Raw genomic sequence first — 24,029 nt, 5'->3', positions numbered from 1 at the left:
GTTCGTGCCCATGCAGAAGGGGCGTTCGTCCGATGAAAGAGAGGTTTCTATAGAAAATGGCATTGTCACCAATGATGCAGAACTATCTGGCCACAAAGGAAGAATACAAGGACTGTGTTCTTTTCTACCGGGTCGGCGACTTCTACGAAATGTTCTATGACGACGCGAAAATGGTGTCAGAGGAACTTGAACTGACGCTGACCGGAAAGGAATGCGGTCTGGAGGAACGGGCTCCCATGTGCGGCATTCCCTTTCACGCCGCGGATACCTATATCACAAAACTGATTGCCCTGGGTCACAAAGTCGCGATCTGTGAACAGGTGGAAGACCCTAAGCTGGCCAAAGGCCTGGTAAAACGTGAGGTCATCCGGGTCGTCACTCCCGGCACCGTGATCAGTCAGGAGGAGCTGGATGAGACCAGAAACAATTATCTCATGTGTATCGTCTGTACCTCCGACCGCTACGGCATGTCCATCGCGGACATTTCCACCGGACAGTGTCTGGTGTCCGAGACAGACACCGCGCAGAAGCTGAAGGATGAAATCCAGAAATTCATGCCGTCCGAAATCATTTGCAATCAGAGCCTGATGGTGTCCGGCCTCGATCTCGAGGATCTCAGGACCAGGCTCCGGATCTCTGTCTCCGCGCTCGATGACTATTATTTTGATGATGATTCCTGCCAGAAAATACTGAAGAAGCATTTCCATGTTTCCTCCCTGAAGGGTCTGGGGCTTGACGATTTCAGCTGCGGCACGATCGCCGCCGGTGCGCTGTTCCAGTACCTTTATGAGACACAGAAGAACAACATGGAGCAGATGACCTCCATCACGCCGTATTTTTCCGACCGTTTTATGCTTCTCGACAGCTCTACCCGGAGAAATCTGGAACTGGTGGAGACGCTTCGGGAAAAACAGAAAAAGGGGTCTCTTCTCGGCGTTCTGGACCGCACCAAGACCGCCATGGGCGCACGAATGCTCAGAAGCATCATCGAACAGCCGCTCATCAATAAAGAGGAAATCGAAAAGCGTCTGACCGCCGTTGAGGAGCTCACAGGTATGCCGATGATCCGGGATGAAATCCGTGAATATCTGCAGCCGGTCTATGACCTTGAACGACTGTCCAGCCGCATCGCCTATCAGACGGCCAACCCCCGTGATCTGATTGCCTTCAAGTCCTCCCTTCAGATGCTTCCTTTTATCCGTCAGCTTCTGACCGGATTTCAGGGGGATCTTCTGAAAAATGTTCAGAATGATCTGGATCCTCTCGAGGATCTGTTTCACGCGATTGACGACGCCATCATCGATGATCCTCCGATGGCCATGAAGGACGGAGGCATCATCAAGGATGGCTATAATGAGCAGGTGGACAAATACCGGGCAGCAAAAAAAGACGGACAGAAATGGCTGTCCGATCTGGAGGCTGAGGAGCGGGAAAAGACCGGAATCCGCACTCTCCGGGTTAAATACAGCAGGGTTTTCGGATATTGCATCGAGGTAACGAATTCTTTCAAGGACAAAGTCCCCGATTACTATCAGAGAAAACAGACTCTGACCGGGTCTGAGCGCTACAGCACCGACAAGCTCCGTCAGATTGAGGAACAGATCACCGGAGCAGAGGACCGGCTCGGTTCCCTGGAATATGAGCTGTTTTCCGATATCCGGGACACCATCGGAAAAAATGTCGCCCGCGTACAGCGCACCGCCAGGGCCATCGCCTGCCTCGATGTCTTCTGTTCCTTCTCGTATGTGGCGGAACGGAATCGCTATGTGCGCCCCAAGCTGAACAAAAGCGGGAAGATTGATATCCGGGACGGCCGTCACCCCGTCGTTGAAAAAATGATCCCGGACGATCTGTTCATTTCTAATGACACCTACCTGGATCAGCAGGAGCACCGCGTCGCGATTATTACCGGACCGAATATGGCCGGAAAATCCACCTACATGCGTCAGACCGCCCTGATCGTTCTTATGGCGCAGATTGGTTCCTTTGTTCCTGCTTCATCGGCCAATATCGGTCTTGTGGACCGCATCTTTACCCGTGTCGGGGCTTCGGACGACCTCGCAAGCGGTCAATCCACCTTCATGGTTGAGATGAGCGAAGTGGCGAACATTCTTCGGAACGCGACCTCCGACAGCCTTCTGATTCTCGATGAGATCGGCAGAGGGACCAGTACTTTTGACGGTCTGTCCCTCGCGTGGGCGATCACCGAATTTGTCGCCGATCCAAAAAAAATCGGAGCCAAGACACTCTTCGCGACCCATTTCCACGAGCTGACCGAGCTGGAGGGTAAGATCGCGGGCGTCAACAACTACTGCGTCGCCGTGAAGGAAAAGGGAGACGGCATCGTTTTTCTCCGGAAAATCGTAAAGGGAGGTGCCGACAAGAGCTATGGCATCCAGGTTGCCCGTCTCGCCGGTGTTCCCGAGGCTGTCCTCGCGCGGGCGAAGGAAATTCTCGATCAGCTGTCCGATGCCGACATCACGGCAGCCATCAAGAATCTAACGGAATCCCGTGCAAAGAAAAGCAGGCCGCGCCATTACGATACAGTCGACATGCAGCAGATGTCACTCTTCGATACGACCGATAACGACAAGATCATCAATGAAATCCGGGAGATTGACATCTCCACCATGACGCCGCTCGACGCGCTGAACATGTTGAACCATCTGCAGAACGAGGTGAAAAACCGCTGGTAAGCACATATGAGATCAATCGAATTACTGGATAAAGCTACAATAGACAAAATCGCCGCCGGAGAGGTGGTCGAGCGCCCTGCCTCCGTCATCAAGGAGCTCACGGAGAACGCCATCGATGCCGCCTCTACGGCAATCACCATCGAAATCCGGGACGGCGGAACCACCTTCATGCGGATCACGGACAACGGAGCCGGCATCCCCGCCGACCAGGTCCGGAGAGCCTTTCTGCGCCACGCGACGAGCAAGATCCGCAAGGTGGAGGATCTCACCAACATATCTTCGCTGGGCTTTCGCGGCGAGGCATTGTCAAGCATTGCCGCAGTCGCGCAGGTAGAATGCATCACAAAAACGCCGGAAGCACTGACCGGCATCCGCTACACGATCGAAGGCGGAGAGGAGAAGGAGTACGAGGAAATCGGGGCGCCTGAGGGCACCACTTTCATCATCCGCAATCTCTTCTACAACACTCCTGCCCGGGCGAAGTTTCTGAAATCTCCCATGTCCGAGGGAAATCATGTCAGCAGCTTTGTGGAAGAGCTTGCCCTGTCTCACCCGGAGATTTCGTTCAAATTCATTCAGAACGGACAGAACCGTCTGTACACCAGCGGAAACGGAAACCTGAAGGAAATCGTCTATCAGATTTTCGGCCGGGATCTCACCAGAGAGCTGATTCCGATTCACGCACAGACTGACCTGATGGAAATCGACGGATTCATCGGCAATCCGAATGTAGCGCGTGGCAACCGGAACTATGAATATTACTTTGTGAACGGAAGATATGTGAAAAGCCGCCTTCTGGCAAAGACAATCGAGGATGCCTACCATGGCTTTCTCATGCAGCACAAATATCCTTTCACTCTGCTGTACCTGAATATCGACGGAGAAAAGGTGGATGTGAACGTGCACCCGCAGAAGATGGAGGTTCGTTTTTCCAGCCAGGAGGACATCTACCATCAGCTCTGTCTGGCCATTCAAAATACGCTCATGAACCGTGAGCGGATCCCCGAGGTTCCGGTTGGACATGAACCGCGGCGCAGCGCAGACCGGCCGGGAAAGCTTCCGGTTCTCTCGAAATCTGCGCCGGAGCCTTTTGAACGCGTCCGGCGGATGGATGCTGCGGAAAGTGCGGCACCCACGAAAGGCGGTGGCGTGTCATCGGTCCGCGATGAGAACGGGAACTATCGAAGTTCCCCCCGCACGGACATTCCCACGTACGGTGTGTCCGGCACGAGCACTTCTGATCGTAAGAATACGAACGCATCGCCCCGCCAGGACACGGACCCGGTCGGCGGATTCCACAGGTCAGCTACCGCCGACAACGCAAAATCTCCCGAGGCGCAGTCTTGTCGGTTGGGTACTGCCGATAGGACTAATGAGGCTCGGCCTGCGACGCCGGGTACTGCCGATAGGACTGCTGAGGCTCGGCCTGCGACGCCAGGTATTGCTGATGAGACTGCTGTGGCACAGCCTGCGGCGGCAAACTCCGGGGCAGCTGCTCCCCGCAAACAGGATTTTTCCGCCCCGGAGCAGATGAGTTTCTTTACCTCGAAGGAAAAAGTTCTGTCTCCCGGCTCCAGAAAGCAGTTCCGCATCATCGGTCAGATCTTTGACACCTACTGGATCATCGAATATCAGGATGCTCTCTACATCATCGATCAGCATGCCGCTCATGAGAAAGTCAATTATGAACGGATGATGAAGAATTACCGGGAGAAAAAAATCAATGCCCAGATGCTGTATCCGGCGATTGTCGTGAATCTGAGTGCGAAGGAAGCGGGGATTCTGGAGAAGAACCTGGACGTCTTCGCAAAGCTCGGTTTCGAGATTGAATCCTTCGGAGGAAACTCCTTCAAGATCAATTCCGTTCCGGATAATCTGTATTCAATCGCGTCCGACCGCCTGTTCACGGAAATCCTGGATCAGCTGACAGAGATCGGAGACGTCTCTCCGGAAAGCATTCCGGAAAAAATTGCCTCCATGTCCTGTAAGGCAGCCGTCAAGGGAAACAGCATGCTGTCCCTGAAGGAAGCGGATGCCCTGATTGACGAACTCCTGACACTGGAGAATCCCTACAACTGCCCGCACGGCCGTCCTACGATCATCAAAATGACAAAGTACGATCTGGACAGAAAATTCAAGCGGATCGTGTGATACGATACGCCGCATGGAACCCGGTGTGCAGCGTAATCCGACACACTGTGAGGCTCCTCATGAACCGTGTGACAGGATACGCTGATAGATTCCCGGTAAATCGTGTGATTTGATATTCGACTGGGATCCCGAAAATTCCAGTGACACAATACACGGAAAGAATCCCGGAGATCTGTGTGATCTGGCAGTTATGATCAAGGATAAATAAATCATTAATAATAAGAGGGAAAGAAACATCCATGTCATTTGATTACGGAAAGCTGAAGAAAAAGCCGGTCCTTGTACTTACCGGTCCAACGGCGGTCGGTAAAACCGCCCTTTCCCTGAAGCTGGCAGCGGCGGTAAACGGAGCGGTCGTCTCCGCCGATTCCATGCAGGTCTACCGGGGCATGGACATCGGATCCGCGAAGATACTGCCGGAAGAAAGACAGGGAATTCCGCATTACCTGATCGATGTTCTGGAACCCGAAGAGGATTTCAATGTTGCTCTTTTCAAAGCCATGGCCCTCCGCGCGATGCAGGAGATCTGGAAAAACGGCCAGGTTCCCATCATCACCGGTGGAACCGGATTTTATATCCAGGCGGTGCTGAGAGACATCGATTTTTCCGAAAGCGAAGGGAAATCCGACATCCGTTCCGCGTATGAGAAACTGGCAGAAGAGAGAGGTCCGCAGGCTCTTCACGCCATCCTTGCAGAAAAGGATCCCGAGGCGGCACGGGAAATTCATCCGAACAATCTCAAACGTGTCATCCGGGCTCTCGAATTTTATGACCAGACCGGCACTCCGATATCCAGACATAATGAGGAGCAGCGGGCGAAGGACTCCCCTTACTGCTACCTTTATTTTGTACTCAATGACGAGCGGAAACGGCTCTACGACCGGATCGACCGGAGAGTGGATCAGATGATCGGGGCCGGCCTTGTCGATGAGGTTCGCAGTCTGAAGGCAAGAGGCCTCACGGAGAACAATGTCTCGATGAAGGGGCTCGGATACAAGGAGCTGTTCCCGTATCTGGACGGGAAATGTACGCTAGGCGAAGCGGTGGAGATCATCAAGCGCGACACCCGTCACTTTGCGAAGCGCCAGATCACCTGGTTCAAGCGGGAGAGCGGCATCATCTGGATCAACAAAAATGAATTCAACTACGAGGATGACGCCATCCTGAATTATATGCTGGCATTGTGGCGCAAAAAACTATGCGAAGACAGCCAGCCACTTTGAATTGATCTGTGCAAATCTATTTTTTCTAATAAGACAATCCTGTTGTCGTCTGCCGCCATGCTCCGCAGGACATATACATTAAACCATCATGCTCCGCAGGCGGGGCGCCACATAACGTATAAGCTACCGATTCATTATATCAACGATAGTAATATTCACTTTAAAGTATCAGAAACAGAGGTTAAGAATGACAGAAGAAGAAATAAAGATGTATGAAAGCTTCGGCATCGCCGAAAAAACCGCAGTTTTCTGCGCAGAGATCGCCGATTCTCTGCGTGAACGTTTCCGGAAGATCGATGAAACCGCAGAATATAATCAGCTGAAGGTGATCCGCGCCATGCAGGAAAACCGTGTCAGCGAAGCATGCCTCTATCCCTCCACAGGATACGGCTACAATGACATGGGCAGGGACACGCTCGAAAAGGTATTTGCCTCCACCTTTCACACCGAGGACGCACTGGTCCGTCCGCTGATTGCCTGCGGCACCCATGCCCTCGGAATTGCCCTCTCCGGAAATCTACGTCCGGGTGATGAGCTTCTGTCCCCTGTCGGAAAGCCCTATGATACTCTGGAGGAGGTCATCGGAATACGCCCGTCACGAGGCTCCCTCGCGGAATACGGCGTCACATACCGTCAGGTGGATCTGCTCCCGGATGGTTCCTTCGACTACGAGGGTATCCGAAGCGCCTTGAACGAGCGCACAAAGCTTGTCACCATCCAGCGCTCAAAGGGGTATCAGACCCGTCATACCTTCTCCGTTAAGGAAATCGGCGATCTGATTCATTTCATCAAGTCCATCCGTCCCGATGTTACCTGCATGGTTGACAACTGCTACGGAGAATTCGTGGAGCGCATCGAACCCACGGACGTCGGAGCGGACATGATGGTCGGCTCCCTGATCAAGAATCCGGGCGGCGGACTTGCCCCTATCGGCGGATATATCGTCGGAAAAAAAGAATGTGTGGCAAATGCCGCCTGCCGTCTGACCACGCCGGGTCTGGGCAAAGAAGTCGGCGCCTCCATCGGCACCAACCCTGCCTTTTATCAGGGCTTTTTCCTTGCCCCGACAGTCACAGCAAGCGCGCTGAAGAGCGCGATTTTTGCCGCAAATGTGTATGAAAAGCTCGGCTTCCCCGTTGTCCCGAACGCGACAGAGGACCGTCACGACATCATTCAGGCCGTCACCTTCGGAAAACCGGAAGGCGTCATTGCCTTTTGCCAGGGCATACAGGCCGCTGCCCCGGTAGACAGCTACGTCACTCCGGAACCGTGGCCGATGCCGGGCTATGATTCCGATGTCATCATGGCTGCCGGAGCCTTTGTACAGGGTTCCTCCATCGAGCTTTCGGCGGACGGACCGATCAAGCCGCCTTACGCCGTGTACTTCCAGGGTGGTCTTACGTGGCCACATGGTAAGCTGGGAATCATCATGAGCCTGCAGAAAGTGATAGACGCGGGGCTTGTCAGCTTGTAACGGTCTGCGGGGCGCCACAATGTATAAGTTATGCGTCACTTCACTGCTTCGCAGCTTCCATACCGCTGACAGGACGCCGGCTTCACCGATCTGTCGCGGCGTTCGCCTTCCGCTTCACGCCTTGCGGGAGCGGATGTGATTTACGCGAACAGTGAGCCGCAGCCGAATGCGAAGCATTCGTGTGCGGCGAGCGTCGCGATAGCGAGATAAAACTCGCGCAGCGTGTTTTATCTCGTTCATTTGTCCGCTCAGAATATAAAAAATACCATCGTAAAAATGCAGCTATCTTACAAAGTACTGGCGTAAAAATGCAGCTGAAATACCGGACACATACAGCAAATGCGCAGCAGTTAAACAGCAGATAAACAGCTGAGAAGAGGATTTCTATGGATGAACAGCTCATCATAATCGGAGGCGGGGCTTCCGGTCTTATGGCTGCCGTCACCGCCGCGCGAAGCGGACGGAAGGTAACCGTTCTCGAACAGAATGAAAAGCCGGGCAGAAAGCTTCTGGCAACCGGAAATGGCAGATGCAATCTGACCAATCTGGATCTGTCGCCTTCTCACTACCGGGGCGGAGCTTCCAGTCTCACCAGCCGTATTTTCACGGCCTTCTCGAACCGGGATACGCTTGATTTTTTCCACGGAATCGGGCTGAAAACAATTGACCGAAATGGCTGGGTCTATCCTTACACCGAACAGGCATCCCAGGTTCTTCATCTGCTCCTGCTGGAGGCGGAGAAATACCGGGTAAAGATCAAGTCAAAAGAACAGGTGACGGCGATAGACTGCCGGAATGGTCATTTTCTTGTCTCCACATCCACCTGGACCTATGAGGCAGGTTCCGTAATCATCGCTACGGGAAGCCCGGCGTCTGCGGTGCGCGGTGCCTCCGGCGATGCCATACAATTTGCCCGCGATCTGCGCCTTGACACCGTCCCGTTTCTTCCTGCGCTTGTACCGCTTCGAATCCGCGAAGATGTGACGAACCGCTGGGCAGGAACCCGGGTTCACGCCTCTGTTTCAATCCTGACAGATTCGGAATGCGTGGCGACAGATACCGGCGAAGTCCAGCTCACAGATTTTGGAATCTCCGGCATTCCCGTATTTCAGGTCAGCCGGTACGCGGCGGAGCGAATCAGCAGCGGATGTAAGGTGAGGGCAGTGCTCGATTTCATGCCGGATCTCTCGGAACATGATCTTGCCGCCGACCTGGAAAAAAGAACCGCACTGCGACCGGGAGCGCCCCTTTCGGAGCTTCTCATCGGCCTTCTTCCCGACAAGCTCATCCCTTTGTTCAGCGGCAAAATCGGACACGTGTCCAAAAACAATTCATCAGAAAACAGACGGAACGATTATCCGGATATTGCCCGTCGCATCAAGCATTACGTCGTTACCATCACCGGAACCGCATCCATGAAGCAGGCGCAGATCTGCTCCGGAGGAATTTCTTCGAAAGAACTGACGGATCATCTCGAATGCCGGAAGATCCCCGGGCTATACTTTACCGGCGAGGCCGTTGACGTAGACGGAGAGTGCGGGGGCTATAATCTGCAATGGGCATGGTCGAGTGGTTATGTAGCCGGAAGAGCCTGCAGCCGAAAGAGCTGATACAGTCTCTTACGCGCGTTCGCGCTTCATCGTCATACCTGTTGTTGTCGCTAATGTTCTTGCTCACTGGTGAGCAAGCTCCCCGTGAGCCAAGAACATTGCGACTGGACTTATACAGTAATTACCTTTTCTTTTTATTTACAGGCAGAAATTGTTATGCTATAATGCATATATTCACAGACAATTCTTATCATCATTTCATTAAAACTTACGTTTACCATCTATTTATCAGTATTCATTTCTGAACTGTCTTTTTCGGTCAGTTTTCCATTGTTTTGTTAACATCTTTTCTTATAGTCTATTTCTCTGCATTTTATTTTCTCTCCTCTGGTTCTGAATTTGTATTCCATCATGTGATGTGCATGATTATTTTTCCATGCGCTCTGTAGCTTTTACCTTTCACATTTTCATCTCAAAACCTTCATTTCTCTGTTTATTTCACAATCCTTCATCCACATTCGGAGGAAAAACCATGTATCCGAAGAAGTCTGAATCCACATGTCCAGAGAGAAGTCCTTTGCACAGGAAAAGGACTTCTCGGGAGAGAAAATTTTCCGCGTTGGAAATTATCCTGATCCTCGTCTGTTTCGCTGTCCTGGTCTTTTGCCTGTATAAGCTTCTGCCGAAGACCGCCGAGTACCGCAAATCCGCGAAAACCTACCGTGGGATCCGGGAAGATGCGGTCATCACACCTTCTCCAGATCAAAGCTCATCCAGATCTGGGAATGCGTCTCGGTCAGACGCAGACACGATCAACTGGGAATCGTTCAAAGGCATGGATGTCGTCGCGTGGCTGATGCTGGATGACATCAGTTATCCGGTTCTTCAGGGCGATGACAACAGCGAATATCTTCACGCACTACCCGACCACACCTATAACTACGGCGGAAGCATTCTTCTGGATTCTGTGAACAGCAGGTATTTCAACGACCAGAATTCCATCATCTACGGTCACAACATGGCGGATGGATCGATGTTTGGCAAATTCCGCTCCCGGTACGTCAATGCCGGATACAGAGATCACACCTTCTGCCTGTATCTGCCGGACGGTACCAGACGTACCTACACTTTTTTCTCCGTTCTGACGACAGAAGCAGGATCACAGGTCTATACCTGCACGTTCCAAAACAGCCCTTCTTTTCTGGACTGGCAGAACATGCTGCGGAAAAGTACGAGGTATGAAAATTCCCCGAAGCCGGATGTAAACGCAAGGTTCGTTTCTCTTTCCACGTGTGACGGAATGGCTGGAACAACCCGCCGTCTGGTAATCATCGGAAAAGAAACAAACCTGGAAACGATCCAGCAACCGGCATCCTGGTATGTGCCTCCGGAATTGAAAGATCCCGTGCGCTGATCCGTTAAAAATTCGCCGTTAAAAATTTTAAAACGCTCATAAATCAGATTGAGCAATCTCAAAACCATTTTTTCAAGATCATCAATTCCTATATTCATAGAATTTTCAACATACGATCCAATGAAAAAGGAGGAAAAAATGCCTGCACGCAGAAAAAGAAGGGTGATACAGGCCCAAGGCCCGTAAACCACCATACCTCGCAAGGGCGCCACATATCTGTTGCTCTGCTTGCGGGGCAACACATACGGAATAAAGTCAACTGTTCCGTTGCTTCGCAGCTCTCGCAGCTGCCGCATGAACAGCGATTGTCATTGTAACAGCAAACGAAAATGAAGAAAGGAGAAGGGGCAGGCAAAGAAGGTATGCGCGCCCCGAACAAAAGGAATGAGAGATGTTAGAAATCCAAAGCCCAGGGTCAGTTATCTGGCCGCAATCAGCATGGCTGCCACAATGGCCATGACCTCCATGGCAGCTCCGGTTTTCGCGGATTCCGCCAACCCGCAGATCACCGCATCAACGATTGACACCACGAAGAGCGGAAGCATCACCATCTTCAAGGTAAAGGAAAACAACGGCAAAACCATCGACAACAAGGGCGTGCAGGGCGCGACCAGCTCCACCCAGACCCCGATGAAGGGCGTGGAATTCTCTGCCATCAAGGTTGCGGACATCGAAACTTTGACCACAAAGAACGGCGTCGGCGTTTACTTTGATAACCTCGACCAGGATTTCAAGAACCTGATTCTGAATTCCGCGGCAAAGGACAAGATGATCGCAGCTGCAGATGCAAATGCAGATAAAACGGCTGTAACCAACAACTCTGATCCGATTGTAAAGCGTACAGATGGAAGCGGCGATACCCAGGCGTACACCACGGGAACCATGCAGAAGGTGATGGATACCATCAACGCGGCGCAGGGCGGAGAGAAGTCCCTGAATGACTTTGTGATCAGCAACCGCGGTAACAACGCAAAATCCATTTACACCGGCACAACCGACGCGAATGGGGAGATCGTGCTGGACAAGCTTCCGCTCGGCCTGTACCTCGTATGCGAGACCGACATTTCCGGCTACGATCCGCAGACCGGAGATGACAAGTCAACAGCATCGCAGATTGCAGGCAATAATCCTTACAGCGACAAGAGCGGCCAGATCACCGTGGACCCGCACCAGACGGCGACCGGACAGGATGATGTTATTGGAACTACTACTCGTGATGAAGTCGTTGCCAACCAGTCCAGCCCGCTTCTCGTTTCCGTCCCGATGACTAACCAGACGACCATCGGCAATAACGCGGCGGGAACCGCATGGCAGTACGACGTCACGGTTTACCCCAAAAACCAGACCATCAACAACCCGAAGCGGATCATCAAGGAAGACGATAAGGACACCCTGATTGATCACGGCGATTATGAGATTGGTGAGACGGTTCACCAGGTTCTTCTTCCGGAAGCACCGATGCTGCAGGACGGCAACGCGTACACCAAATTTGTCGAGACCGATACCATGGATAACGGTCTTACTTTTGACAAGATCAACGGCATCTACATCGTTCCCCGTATTGCGAACCCGGAGAAAATGACCGATTACGGCACCCTCAATGACAGCTTCCAGCTTCAGAGCGGAAGCGCGGTCGAGCTGGCAAAAGATACCGACTATTCCCTGACAAAGAGTGAGAAAGACAGTGACGGAAACAGCTCCTTCACGGTTACTCTGACCAATGCCGGACTTGCGAAGCTGAACGCCATCCAGCAGGACAGCCAGGTGATGATCCTGTTTGATTCCGTTCTGAACAAAGACACCCAGCATGTCGGCGATCAGGTGGAGGAAGAGAACCAGCCGACCCTGACCTGGAACACTTCTGATAACGGCGGCGAAACAGATACCGATCATTCCATCAAGGGCAACAAGGTTGGCGTATATACCTACAAGCTGAATGTAAAGAAAAACGGGGTGAAGGATCCGACCCGGGTTTCCTTCACCTTCAAGAGAGAAGGAACCGGAGCAGGCGGCAATGAGAATCATGTGAAGGACAGCGATGTCCAGTTCGTCAAAGAGGGAGACGGCACCTACCATCTGTATGACCGCACTTCAGATGACACGAAAGACATTGTGACAACCGTACATCCGGGTTCCGACGGCAAACTATACATCAAGGGCCTTGATGAAGAGCACTACATCATGACCGAGACCGCAACCGAGGGAAGAGAAGACGAGAGCGGCGCAAAGAGCCACGAGCTCCTGAAGTCCAAGGTGACGATCGCCCTGACTTCGGTTCCGACCGACGATTCCAACTCCAACCACGGCGTAACCGGTGCTCTGGATGCAGACAAGACCACCATTACCGCGGACGGAAATACCGCAGCGATCTCCGTAAATCAGGGTACGGCTTCCTTCAATGTCGAGAACTATGAATCCCTGAACCTTCGGACCGGCGGCGAGGGCCGTGCAATGGTTTACGGCGCAACCCTCCTGGTTGTAGTCGGCGCGGGCAGCGTTCTTGTTCTGGCTACCAGAAAGAAAAAGAAAACCGTATAAGTCCTGACACAATCCGACATCCGGCGGGACATGGGAAATGTTCTGCCGGATCATCCGATTGCAGCAGGAAAAGAGAGAAGAAGAGAGGACACCCTGATGAAGCGAAAAATACTACTTCTTGCCGTATGGCTGATTCTTACTGCGGGAGTCGCGGGACTTCTTTCTCCCCTGATCCTTGATCAGTACCATCTGGCGACTGCGGTAACAAAGTATACCGGTTACAGCAGCGAAATCGATGGCATGAGCGAGTCAGAGATTGCGGAAGAAAAAGAAAAAATAAAAGCATATAACCAGAAAATCGCCAAACAGCAGAAGGAAAGCTTCTTCAGCTATCGGGGCGCGGATGCCACGGATTCGGAATATGAATCCATCCTGAACCAGAAAGACGGCGCGATGGCCTACATCATTATTCCGAAAATCAACGTCTACCTTCCGGTGGCGCATGGGACAAAGGACAGTGAGCTGGAATACGAAACCGGGCACATGTACGGGACGAGCCTTCCGTATGGCGGAGACAGCACCCACGCGGTGATTGCCGGCCATACAGGGCTCATCAGCAACCGGATTTTCACCGACCTGACAAAGCTTGCGAAGGGCGACAAGTTCTACATCCGGATTCTGGATGAAGAACATGTCTACACGGTGGAAGACATCCGTGTCCTTTTGCCGGGTGACTGTGATCCCTACCTGCAGGTGGAAGACGCGAAGGATCTCGTCACGCTTTACACCTGTACGCCTTACGGCATCAACGACCACCGGCTTCTTGTTACCGGGAAACGGACTTATCCGGATATCCCTGTCAAATCCGAAGGAGAAACAATTTTCCTGAAGAACAACGACAAGCTGCCATGGATCAAGATGGCGCTGCTGCTCTCGATTCCTGCCGCTCTTGGAACGATCGGATGTGTGTGCATTCTGAAAAAAAAGAAAACGAAAAAGAAAGGAGAAAGCGAAGGATGAAAGGAACATTTTTAAAAAAACTGTTCTGCCTGTCCTGCTGCGCAGCTCTTGGGTTGTCTGCAGTGCCTGTTGGCGCGGCGGAGAATCCGGACAGCCGGTCATCCGTCATTGATCCGTCACAGACCGGAACGGTTGTCATCGACTATCAGGACACCGTGGATGGAAACGATCCGGTTACGGACGCGGAATTTACGTTCTACAAGATCGCGGACCTGAACATGCAGATCACGGCAGAAGATGCCGCGGACCTGCCCCAGAAGTTGGCAGACGAAAATGCCACGGTGGTTCCCGGATCCGGAACAAAAACGGACACAGGCGTGAACGCAGCGACTGCCGCAGATACAGACTCTGCGGCAGATACGGATGCAAAGACGGAAACGGAAGCGGTAAGCTCCGAATCCGCAACGGACAACAGCCCGGAAGAGGGGGCAGAAAAACCGTCCGCAGACGAACCGGATACGGTCACATCCGTAGGAAACCAGTACGTTTCCATCATTCCGGATCTTGTGATTGATCAGACTACGGACGCAAAAACGATTGCGGCAAAGGTACAGGCATATTACAAGGACCATCCGGAGATCAGACCCTGTTATACCGGAAAGACGGGAGAGGACGGAAAACTCGCAATCAGCGGGATGGAGCTGGGCGTTTACCTTGGAATGGAGACCTCTCCGGCAGCAGAGCATTTCGCGTCTGCCCCGTTCCTGTTTCAGCTGCCGTTCAGCGACGGAGAGGGAACCGGACGTACCTTCTGGAATTACGAACTGAAGGTGGAACCAAAGGCCCTGCCCGCGGGCGAGATTGTCGTCAGCAAGCAGGTAACCGGCAGTGCCGGAGACACAAAGCAGGCGTTCCATTTCAAAGTAGAATTCAAGACGACGGATCACGACCTTACCGTTCCCTACCAGATATCAAACGGGACAAAAGGTACCATACAGACCGGAGACACAATATCTCTGAAATCCGGAGAAATCGCAACCATTACGATGATTCCATGTGGTTCGGACTACAAGGTAACCGAAGTGGAAGCGAACCAGGATGGATACAAGACAACATCAGAAGGCACATCCGGACGCATTATGCGGAAAAGTCCGGCGCAGGTAAAATTTGTCAATCATAAAGACAATCCGCCAACACCGACGCCTCCAAATAAAACAGGTAAAACGCAGACGAGTGACAATCCACCCGTATTATATGGAATCCTGGCAGCTGTTTCATTATGTATGATTGGAATCGTGCTTTTTTCACGCAGGAGGAAGAAAAAATGAGGAAATATCAAAAAACCCTGAATGTCATCCTTGCGGTTGCGTTGACCTTAACAAGTTTTCCTGTGACAGCATTTGCCGGGGAAGCAGTACAATCATCCTCCGAAAGCATTCTTTCCACATCAGACTATTCTGGCAGTTCACAGGCATCCTTCACGGACACTACTTCGAAATCACCAGATATTGTTTCTGAATCGGAATCAGATGGATCAGAGGCAGCAGACGATGCGGAAAAACCAACCGCAGAAAAATGCCAGGATGAAACAAACCAGAAAACAAAAAACGATCTTCCGTCCGCCCGCCTTCTGGTCGGAACAGACGATGCTTCAGTCATTGCAAAGGATCAGGGAAAAATTCTGTCTTCGTATGACGATGTCTACCTGATCCAGTATGATTCAGAAGAAGCGGCAAAATCCGCATACGAACAGTATCAGTTAAGCGCTGATTTTGTAGACTTTGATACTGCAGAACTGGAAGCAGCGGACAGTGACAATATCACGGATGTATCCACAGATGAAATGACCCAGGATGCCAACCCGATCACTTCTCTGGAAAAAGCATCCAGAGAAGCAAACCAGGAAGGAAAGAAAAGCATCTCCGCGGATTCCGTGATTGCCCTGATTGATACCGGCGCGTCCATAGATGACAACGTCATTGAGGCAGTTTCCATGCTGGGTGATAATGCGTCAGATGACAATGGTCACGGAACGAAAATGGCAGAGGATATCAGATCGGAGAACCCCGATGCAAAAATCCTATCCATCAAAGCTTTGGATCAAAATGGAAAAGGAACGCCATCATCCGTTTATGCGGCGATCCGTTATGCCATCCAAAGAAAAGTCCGTGTCATTAACCTGTCCCTTTCCGGAGCCAAGAAAGGAGAGACCTCTTCGATCGCGGATGCCATCAAAGAAGCAGTAAATGCAGGCATCACCGTAATCGGCGCTGCCGGAAATAACCGTACCAACGCCAGGTATACGATCCCAGGATCCGTAGAAGAAGCGATTATCGCTGGCTCTGTCGATGAAAATGGTGTGAAGGCCGGCACCTCCAACTATGGCGAGACGGTAGATTATTATGTCGTTTCCACATCGACTTCCGAGGCAGCTGCGCGTCTTTCCGGCATCTTCTCCAGAGAAGGAAAGATTACCGCTGATAAAAAGACGGTCTATACAACCGCAAAAACGGACGATAACAAGAAGGATGAAGATATCGACATGAATTCCTCCGATGATATCAAAACAGCCAATGTCGGATCAGGCAATACCGGAGCAACCGGAGGAGGGTCAGTTGTTGGCGACATCCATGGATTTTATGTATGGTATGATGCCGGAAAAGGTGCAAATGCCGATATAGGCAACGATAATGAAGTTACCAGAAAGATTACCGATTTTCGGACAAAAGCGATCGAATATAATGCCATCGGTGGTGCACTCAGTTCTATAGATCATAATGGAGTCGAAAACTACGTTTCTCTGTATAATAGAGCAGCAAGGGGTGCCATACTGGAAGCAGCTCAACGCTCCAAAACACATAAAGCCAGAGTTGTTGGAGCAATTGGTATTTATACAATAGGAAAAGACGGCAGTACAGCCTATCCTGTTTACAATCTTACAGAAACAACCTGGCAGAGAGTAACCGGAATGCGGGCAGATGATGGTACCGGTCTTCCGGGTTCAACCTGGGATTCCGTGCATTACAACAACGGACAGGCTACAAATCAGAACTGGAGAGAATGGACATATCAATACGGTCTGAGTAATGTGCGTAATGGAGCAACCTTCCCAAGGACCACAGTTATTGTCTACGCCGTAGCAGAAGACGAACCATCATCACCTCCTGGTGGAGAGATCAACTTCAGAATTGATAAGACGTTAAACGGCATCCAGGTAACAACTTATACCTCCTACTCAAACAGCGACTTCACATTTGAAATAAAAATGCGCAATTATGGAGGCAGCAAACCTTCGTCACCGAGTGTAGATGATGGTAACTGGAGTACATTGTCCACAAATTACCATCCGGGCCAGCAGGTAACCCGAACCGTCGCCGGCGTTTCTTCTACGTACAGCAGCCTCAACGACTGGATCGCTAAAAACAAGTATTATGTAATTGCATATCGTGAAACCGGAGCACCGTCCGGTGTAACGAAGGATGACGGATGGAAGTACGTGACCATTGAGATGAAAAATAATGGTTCAGGTGCAGCAGTAGCGTCAGGATCCGCAACAATCACCGTCAATAACACCTACACCCCTCCGGATGGTGAACTCAAAATCAATGTAAAGAAGTATGTCGATGGCTCCCAGGTAAGCGGCTACAGCAATAACAGTTATTCGTTTGAAGCAAAAATCCGCAATTTTGGCACCACGAAACCTTCCTCCTATAGTGTAAATGACGGCAGCAATAAGTGGTATGACTGGGGTGAGACCATCCATCCGGGTGAGAACAAGCGAATCGTCAACGGTGGCAGCATGATATACAGCAGCGTCAACGATTGGATCGTGCACAACAAGTATTTTGTAATAGCGGTTCGTGAAACCGGTGCACCATCCGGCGTATCCATAGACGACGGCTGGCACTATACACTCGTCGAAATGACTGCAGATGGTTCTGCCAGGGCGGTGTCGAAAGCCGTAGATACAGGATCAGATCCTTCCGTAAGGATCGATGATTATACCACACCGCCATCTATTACAACAACACCTACACCGCCGCCCACAACGCCGACTCCTGAACCGCCAACGCCTACAACGCCGACTCCTACCCCAAAGAATGGCTCCCTTCGTCTTCACAAGTCATCCTCCAATCCGGAGATGACCGAAGGAAATCCGTGCTATACACTGAAAGGTGCAGTGTATGGCGTCTATAAGGACAAGGCTTGTACGCAGGATACCGGAAAACGGTTGACTACGGATGCAAACGGCGATTCCAATACGGTAGAGCTTGAAGTAGGAACCTATTACGTCAAAGAGCTGACCGCTCCAAAAGGATATATCCTTTCGACGGACGTCAAAGGTGACACAGTAACAGAAGGAAATACAGCAAAAATAGAAGTAAAAGACGCGCCCGGAACCGACCCGATCGGTATTACGATCAACAAAAATACGGCAAATGCTACAGCAAATGTTCCCTCGCTGGAAGGGACGGAGTTTACCGTAAAGTACTACAACAATTACTACAGCAGCCTGTCGGACCTTCCGGAGAAGGCGACAAGGACATGGGTGTTTGCAGCGAAATATAATTCGAGCAAAAATAGATATGAAGTTCTTTTGTTGAATGAATATCTTGTTAGAGGCGACGCACTTTATACGGATAGAGGATTGGTCAGTGTTCCTTATGGAACCATCACGATTCAGGAAACCAAACCCGCAAGTGGATATGAAAACGACGCGTCCTTCACCGTATCCGACGGAAGTAAATTGGGATCTGTCGTACTGGCAAGAGTCGATGACAGCGGGAAACTGATTGCCGTGAAAACAGGAAATAGCCTGTCCGACACGTCACTGGATGTCAATGATACCCTGATTCCGGTACCATCCACGAGCCTTTGTAACGAGGAAGGATCACAGTATACGGAAGCAAAAAAGGATGTTAAACTGACGGATACGGTAAGCATTAAGAACCTGAACTCCTATATTGGAAAGACGATCACGGTATCCGGAACGCTGTACGACAAGACGACCGGGCAGCTGCTCACCATAAACGGAAAAACCGTTACGGCTTCGACAACCCTGAACGTAACCAGTGAAACCGGAGAAGTGAAGAACATCTTCACATTCGATGCAACCGGTATGCAGGGAAAAACCGTGGTGGCAACAGAGTCCATCCTTGTCGATGGTAAAGAGATTGTCTCTCATAAGGATCTGAATGATACAGAGCAGATGGTTTTCTTCCCGAAGATCAGCACGATCCTGTATCAGGACGTCAACGGAGACAAGACCGCGAATGACGAAGAGAAGATCATCGCCTTTGATCTGGACAAAAACGGAAAACCGGTACAGGCAGCGGATGATACGAAGGCATTTGATACCAACGTCACCCTGACCGACCAGGTGATCTATGAAAACCTCGCTCCATCCAAGGTATACGAAGTAACCGGAAAGCTGATGAAGGTGAATGCGGATGGAAGTCTTACCGATACCGGAATCCGGTCAACAGAAACCTCGTTTACAACCGGTAAAGCCACGGACGGAAATCTGACATCTTCTGGAAGCGCGGACATTCATTACCGCTTTGATGCCATGCAGTATCAGAACTGTCAGCTGGTTGCTTTCGAAACACTGAATCTTTCCGGAGAGTCCGTATCGGCAAGAGAAGAAGAGAACATTGAAGCACAGAGGATTCGTATTCTGGTGTCAACACCAAAGAAAGTAGTCTCCAAGGTCAGCAACAACCGTTATGAGATCCATACATGGAGCATCACAACAAAGATCCCGTCCGGCATGGAAGATTCCAAACCGGAGCAGAGGGGAGCATCCTTCACGGACGCGATTGACGCCCGTCTGGATTACAAGGGAAATGTGAGAGTGGATGTGGTTGATTCCGAGCAAACGAACGCAAATGTTCTTCTGACATTGGGCAGCGGAGATTACACCATATCCGGAGCAACCGAAGGAATCGTGGGCGGAACGCTGAAAGTCACTCTGACAGCCAGCGGACTGGAGAAGATTTCGAAGAAACAGTATGAGGGCGTAGATTATTTACGGCTGCGCTTTGATACACTGATCAATTCTACCGCGGAGATTACACCTGAAAATGGCGTTGATATTCCAAATACGGTAGAGATCCGCTGGGATGATCACGGAAAAGTTCTTCTGATGCATGGCGATGACCATGTAACCTCCGGATCTGTTCGTATCATGAAGATCGATAACAACCATCAGTCCCTTGCCGGAGCGAAATTTGTTCTTCTGAAAGCGGATAAGTCCCGGTATCAGCAGAACGACAGCACCGGAGCAAATCCGAAGGATTATCCGGAGCAGATATCCGGAACCGATGGCTATGTCACATGGACAGGACTGGAAGATGGCACCTATTATATTCGAGAGACAGCAGCACCGAATGGAAAAGAACTGCAGTCGGATGACATCAAGGTGGTGCTGAAAGACCATAAGGTTACCAGTGTCAACGATACACAAGTTACCAATCCGGTATTCCGGGTTGCGGACAGTGGAAAGCTGATCCTGCAGACCGGCGGACCGGGAAGAATAATCATCCTTGTCGTGTCCATCGCTGCGATTGCCCTTGCGATCTTTGCATTGCTTGCGGTCATGAAACGACAGAAAGGAAATGAAACTTAAGAATTGACATAAAGAGAGCCGGGAGCGAAAAGCTTCCGGCTTTTATCTTATGGAGGGGGAGTGTTATTTATAAAGATTACTTTGTTGCGCCACAGATGGAGCATTTGTATCCGGTTGTTATAGTCTCGTCATATGCTGCTTTATCCTGAATCCACTTCTGTGTATAAACAGGTTCTTCATGTGTGACAGTCTCGTGGTGAATTGTCTGATAAATATGTTCAGTATGATATCCACATCCTTCATCAAGAGTATGGTCACCTATAGTTTGTCCGTCTGTGGTTTTAAATCCGCACTTGTTACATACATACTGACTCTTACCCGTATCCACCTGTTCATCGTATGCAGCTTCGTCTACAACTGTTTTTGTTCCAGTCTGAACCTTTTCGTAATGACCAGTAGCCTCATGATGCACCGTTTCCGTAATCGGCTCCCACTTGTGCTCGTGAGCAGGAGTTGTGCCGGTATCCGTCTGCTTGGTATCTTCAGAGGTGCTTCCAGTATCTGGCTTCTTTGTGTCATCCGGAGTCTTTGTATCATCCGTCTTCTTCGTGTCGTCCGTTGCCTTGCCGTCATCTGGCTTCTTCGTATCATCCGTTACATTGCCGTCATCCGTCTTCTTCGTGTCGTCCGTTGCCTTGCCGTCATCCGGCTTCTTCGTATCATCCGTTACATTGCCGTCATCCGTCTTCTTCGTGTCATCCGTTGTCTTGCCATCATCCGCCTGAACGCTGTCGGTATTCGCGATAAACTTTACAATCTGTGCTCTGGTGCAGGGATTGTCCGGGCCGAACTGGTTGTTTCCGACACCGTTGGTGATGTTGTTTTCCGCAGCCCATGCAACCGCCTTGGAATAATATTTCCCGGAAGGAATATCGCTGAAACCTGCATCCTTTGTCGGCTCTTTGCTGCCCTCGAGTCTCCACAGAAGAGTGATGGCCTCTTTCCGGTCGATGGTTCGTTCCCCGCTGAAAGTGTTTTCGGAGGTTCCTGCTGTAATCTTGTTGTTTTTCGCCCACATCACAGCCTCGGCATAATACTGATCCGTGACGTCCTTGAACGGATTTCCGGCAAGGGACGTTTTCGGAGAGCCTTCGTATCTCCACAAAAACGAGACAATCTCTCCTCTGGTACAGGACTTCATCGGACTGAAGGTTGTTTTGCTCGTTCCGGCTGTGATGCCTTTGTCCGCTGCCCAGTATACCGCGTCGTGGTACCACGCACTCGATCCGACATCAGAAAATGCAGAAGCAGAAGCGGCGGGCTTTGTATCCGCATAGGCAGGTAATGCTGCGGAAATTATCATGGTGGCCGTTAGAACTGTCGGGATAAGTTTAAAAAATTTCTTTTTCATAATTACCTTCCTTTAATGGGTTTTGGTTAGAGAAATGTTTACTTTGACATGTAAGATGTGAACAAAAATGGTGCAAGAAACGTTATATTCTGAGATGGAATTATCTGAAGATGGAGCACACGATATGATTGATTTTACCAATATGCAGGTTCGAAACAAGACGTAAGCGGAAGGAAAAATGCAATTGTGTTCACTAGATTTTACTCCGCATGCCGGCCAGACAAATTGGAAAGATCTGCCGCACTAAGAAAATAGTGCGGCAGCCTTTTGGGGAATGCTTTTGCAAATCAGACAAGCTCTTTTTCTTCGTCCATCAGACGTTTTGCGTCATCTTCCGAAATCTGATATTTCTTCATAATTCGTTGCATAATTTTTTCTTCCGAAACACCATCATCTCTCATCGTGTCGATTGCGCCGAGAATGATTCCTTTGTCTAGACCCTCAGTAAAAACATAACTGCTATAGTTACACATACTGCTCACCTCCTTGCGAATTGCCTCTGTGGCTGGTATGTCATATTTTTCTTCCAAATCCTGTATTTTGTCTTCCGGACTGATTTTCTTCGACAAAAGCGTGGATAGCATTTCTGTAATTTTTGTTGCCTGGTTCTGTGTTTTCTCCTGTCCGTCGTCTTTTGGAAGACGGATCATTACTACGCAGAGCAGGTCAGTTCTCGGGTTCTTTGTATAGTTTCCGACTTGCCGCACCTTTTGTATCTGGTATTCAGAAATCGTATTTGCGTCTTTCTGTGAACAATTCATACAGATCCAGATGGAGTATACCTTTCGAAGCTTTTCGTAATGGCTGTTCCTCGCCTCCCTGCCCATCTGTTCCGAAATCATCCGACAGCAGTAGGCAATGCCGCGTGTCTCCATATCGTATAGTTTGTACTCATTTGCCTGCGCTTCGACATCGATCATGACGTCGTACGTCACACCTTCCTCTGTTCCCGGTATGGCTGCACCGAATCGGATATCATATACAGTAAGACCTTCCCCGGTTTCCCCGTAATCCTTTGGTTCGCCGGTGATCATATCATTGGTGCTTCCGGGATCTACCGCAATGGATGAGATATGCGGTGTATCGATCATCCCCTGGATTTCATCCATGGAAAATTTTTCAAAGTCGGATACCGCGTTTTTCAGGATAAACGCCAGGATCGGTCTTTGTGAGAGGATTTTCTTAACCGCCATATCCAGCGCTGGATTCCGGCTTGTATCATACAAAACCCTTCCAAGCTGATTTGCTGTTTTTTCCATTGGAATGCCCCTCCTTGTTTTATTATTTTAACATCAAACATTGCTTTCCGCAATTTCATGTGCATTTTTGTGTCAACCCTCAATACGTTATAAGACCAGGTCAAATGCCCCGACCCGTAAAGGGATCGGGGCTTGCTAAAGGCTCCTGCCCAATACAGTTTCAAAGGCTTACAGCATGTCCATGTGGTTCTAACGTAAGTCTCCCACACTATGCTTTTGCCTGCATCCCTCGGTACATAGGATTACGGCTGCATCGCCGGGCTATTGACAGAGCCCGTTTGTACATCTTGCCAACCGAAACTGACAAAATGTCAGTTAGTTAATTGACGAAGGAGCTGAAAGAGTTGCTGGACAAGAAGAAAGCGCTTGCAGAGCGAAGAGCTGATGAAGGCAATCGCTGGAAGCTCACATCGCGAAATGAAAAGTGAAATTTGAGTTAAAGAGAATTTACCTCTTAGGTAAACAAACATTTTGACTGATTAAGATATCTGTGCTATTATAAATTTACCTCAAAGGTAAATCCGAAAGAGAGGTGATGCTTTGGATATCACGTACAAGAACAACAAAATCAAAAAGGTTTGTACGGATGCCAAAACTGCAGAGAGAACCTACGGTCAAGAAATGGCCGATAAAATACAGCAGCGTATAGATGAAATTAGTGCAGCAGATACTGTTGAGATGATGATACAGTTCCATATCGGACGATGTCATCCACTTACGCAGAATAGAAAAGGGCAATTCGCGGTGGATTTGGTTCATCCGTATAGATTGGTATTCGAGAAGAATGGCGACGAGATCCAAATAGCAAACATTTTGGAAATAGTCGATTATCATTAGAGATCAAG

The 24,029-nt window shown here is 50.2% G+C and carries 13 protein-coding genes; 11 read left to right on the top strand and 2 right to left on the bottom strand.

What is annotated here, in order from left to right; translation table 11 throughout:
* The first annotated feature begins 56 nt into the window (after nucleotides 1-56).
* The 10 genes from mutS to ACTQ3A_RS05220 all read left to right on the top strand — a co-directional run bounded on the left by mutS (nucleotide 57) and on the right by ACTQ3A_RS05220 (nucleotide 20,574).
* Nucleotides 57-2,696, top strand: a complete 2,640-nt coding sequence (mutS, locus tag ACTQ3A_RS05265) for a DNA mismatch repair protein MutS (protein WP_441100105.1) — start codon at nucleotides 57-59, stop codon at nucleotides 2,694-2,696.
* A 6-nt stretch (nucleotides 2,697-2,702) separates the two neighbouring features.
* A complete protein-coding gene (mutL, locus tag ACTQ3A_RS05260) occupies nucleotides 2,703-4,847 on the top strand; it encodes a DNA mismatch repair endonuclease MutL (protein ID WP_441100106.1) in 2,145 nt (714 codons plus the stop codon).
* 239 nt (nucleotides 4,848-5,086) lie between these two features.
* Nucleotides 5,087-6,070 (top strand): tRNA (adenosine(37)-N6)-dimethylallyltransferase MiaA, encoded by a 984-nt coding sequence (miaA, locus tag ACTQ3A_RS05255; protein ID WP_441100107.1) that lies wholly within the window; start codon nucleotides 5,087-5,089, stop codon nucleotides 6,068-6,070.
* A gap of 208 nt (nucleotides 6,071-6,278) precedes the next feature.
* Nucleotides 6,279-7,544 carry an aminotransferase class I/II-fold pyridoxal phosphate-dependent enzyme gene (locus ACTQ3A_RS05250; protein ID WP_441100119.1) on the top strand — a complete coding sequence of 422 codons (1,266 nt, stop codon included), beginning with the start codon at nucleotides 6,279-6,281 and terminating at the stop codon, nucleotides 7,542-7,544.
* Nucleotides 7,545-7,930: 386 nt separating this feature from the next.
* On the top strand, nucleotides 7,931-9,154 hold the full coding sequence (locus ACTQ3A_RS05245) for an NAD(P)/FAD-dependent oxidoreductase (RefSeq protein ID WP_441494268.1): 1,224 nt from the start codon (nucleotides 7,931-7,933) through the stop codon (nucleotides 9,152-9,154).
* Nucleotides 9,155-9,713: 559 nt separating this feature from the next.
* Nucleotides 9,714-10,508, top strand: a complete 795-nt coding sequence (locus tag ACTQ3A_RS05240) for a class B sortase (RefSeq protein WP_441494269.1) — start codon at nucleotides 9,714-9,716, stop codon at nucleotides 10,506-10,508.
* A gap of 384 nt (nucleotides 10,509-10,892) precedes the next feature.
* Nucleotides 10,893-13,046: a SpaH/EbpB family LPXTG-anchored major pilin gene (locus ACTQ3A_RS05235; RefSeq protein WP_441494270.1), complete on the top strand. Its 2,154-nt coding sequence runs from the start codon at nucleotides 10,893-10,895 to the stop codon at nucleotides 13,044-13,046.
* Between the two features lie 30 nt (nucleotides 13,047-13,076).
* On the top strand, nucleotides 13,077-14,006 hold the full coding sequence (locus tag ACTQ3A_RS05230; RefSeq protein WP_441494271.1) for a class C sortase: 930 nt from the start codon (nucleotides 13,077-13,079) through the stop codon (nucleotides 14,004-14,006).
* Nucleotides 14,003-15,274, top strand: a complete 1,272-nt coding sequence (locus ACTQ3A_RS05225; RefSeq protein ID WP_441494272.1) for a DUF7601 domain-containing protein — start codon at nucleotides 14,003-14,005, stop codon at nucleotides 15,272-15,274. Before ACTQ3A_RS05230 ends, ACTQ3A_RS05225 begins: the two co-directional genes overlap by 4 nt.
* Complete coding sequence (locus ACTQ3A_RS05220) at nucleotides 15,271-20,574, top strand: VaFE repeat-containing surface-anchored protein (protein ID WP_441494273.1); 5,304 nt, start codon at nucleotides 15,271-15,273, stop codon at nucleotides 20,572-20,574. The genes ACTQ3A_RS05225 and ACTQ3A_RS05220 overlap by 4 nt, the downstream gene beginning before the upstream one ends.
* Nucleotides 20,575-20,650: 76 nt before the next feature.
* On the opposite strand, the gene ACTQ3A_RS05215 is transcribed toward ACTQ3A_RS05220, so the two are convergent.
* Nucleotides 20,651-21,925, bottom strand: coding sequence for an S-layer homology domain-containing protein (locus ACTQ3A_RS05215; protein WP_441494274.1), 1,275 nt, complete (start codon nucleotides 21,923-21,925; stop codon nucleotides 20,651-20,653).
* 287 nt (nucleotides 21,926-22,212) lie between these two features.
* Complete coding sequence (locus ACTQ3A_RS05210) at nucleotides 22,213-23,184, bottom strand: PD-(D/E)XK nuclease family transposase (RefSeq protein WP_441494275.1); 972 nt, start codon at nucleotides 23,182-23,184, stop codon at nucleotides 22,213-22,215.
* A 540-nt stretch (nucleotides 23,185-23,724) separates the two neighbouring features.
* Between ACTQ3A_RS05210 and ACTQ3A_RS05205 the strand changes: the two genes are divergently transcribed.
* Nucleotides 23,725-24,021 (top strand): type II toxin-antitoxin system RelE/ParE family toxin, encoded by a 297-nt coding sequence (locus tag ACTQ3A_RS05205; RefSeq protein ID WP_441494276.1) that lies wholly within the window; start codon nucleotides 23,725-23,727, stop codon nucleotides 24,019-24,021.
* The last annotated feature ends 8 nt before the right edge of the window (nucleotides 24,022-24,029 follow it).

Origin of the sequence: Bilifractor sp. LCP21S3_F8, assembly GCF_052117805.1 — a bacterium.
Classification (GTDB): domain Bacteria; phylum Bacillota; class Clostridia; order Lachnospirales; family Lachnospiraceae; genus Bilifractor.
This window is presented reverse-complemented; position numbering and strand designations above follow the sequence as displayed.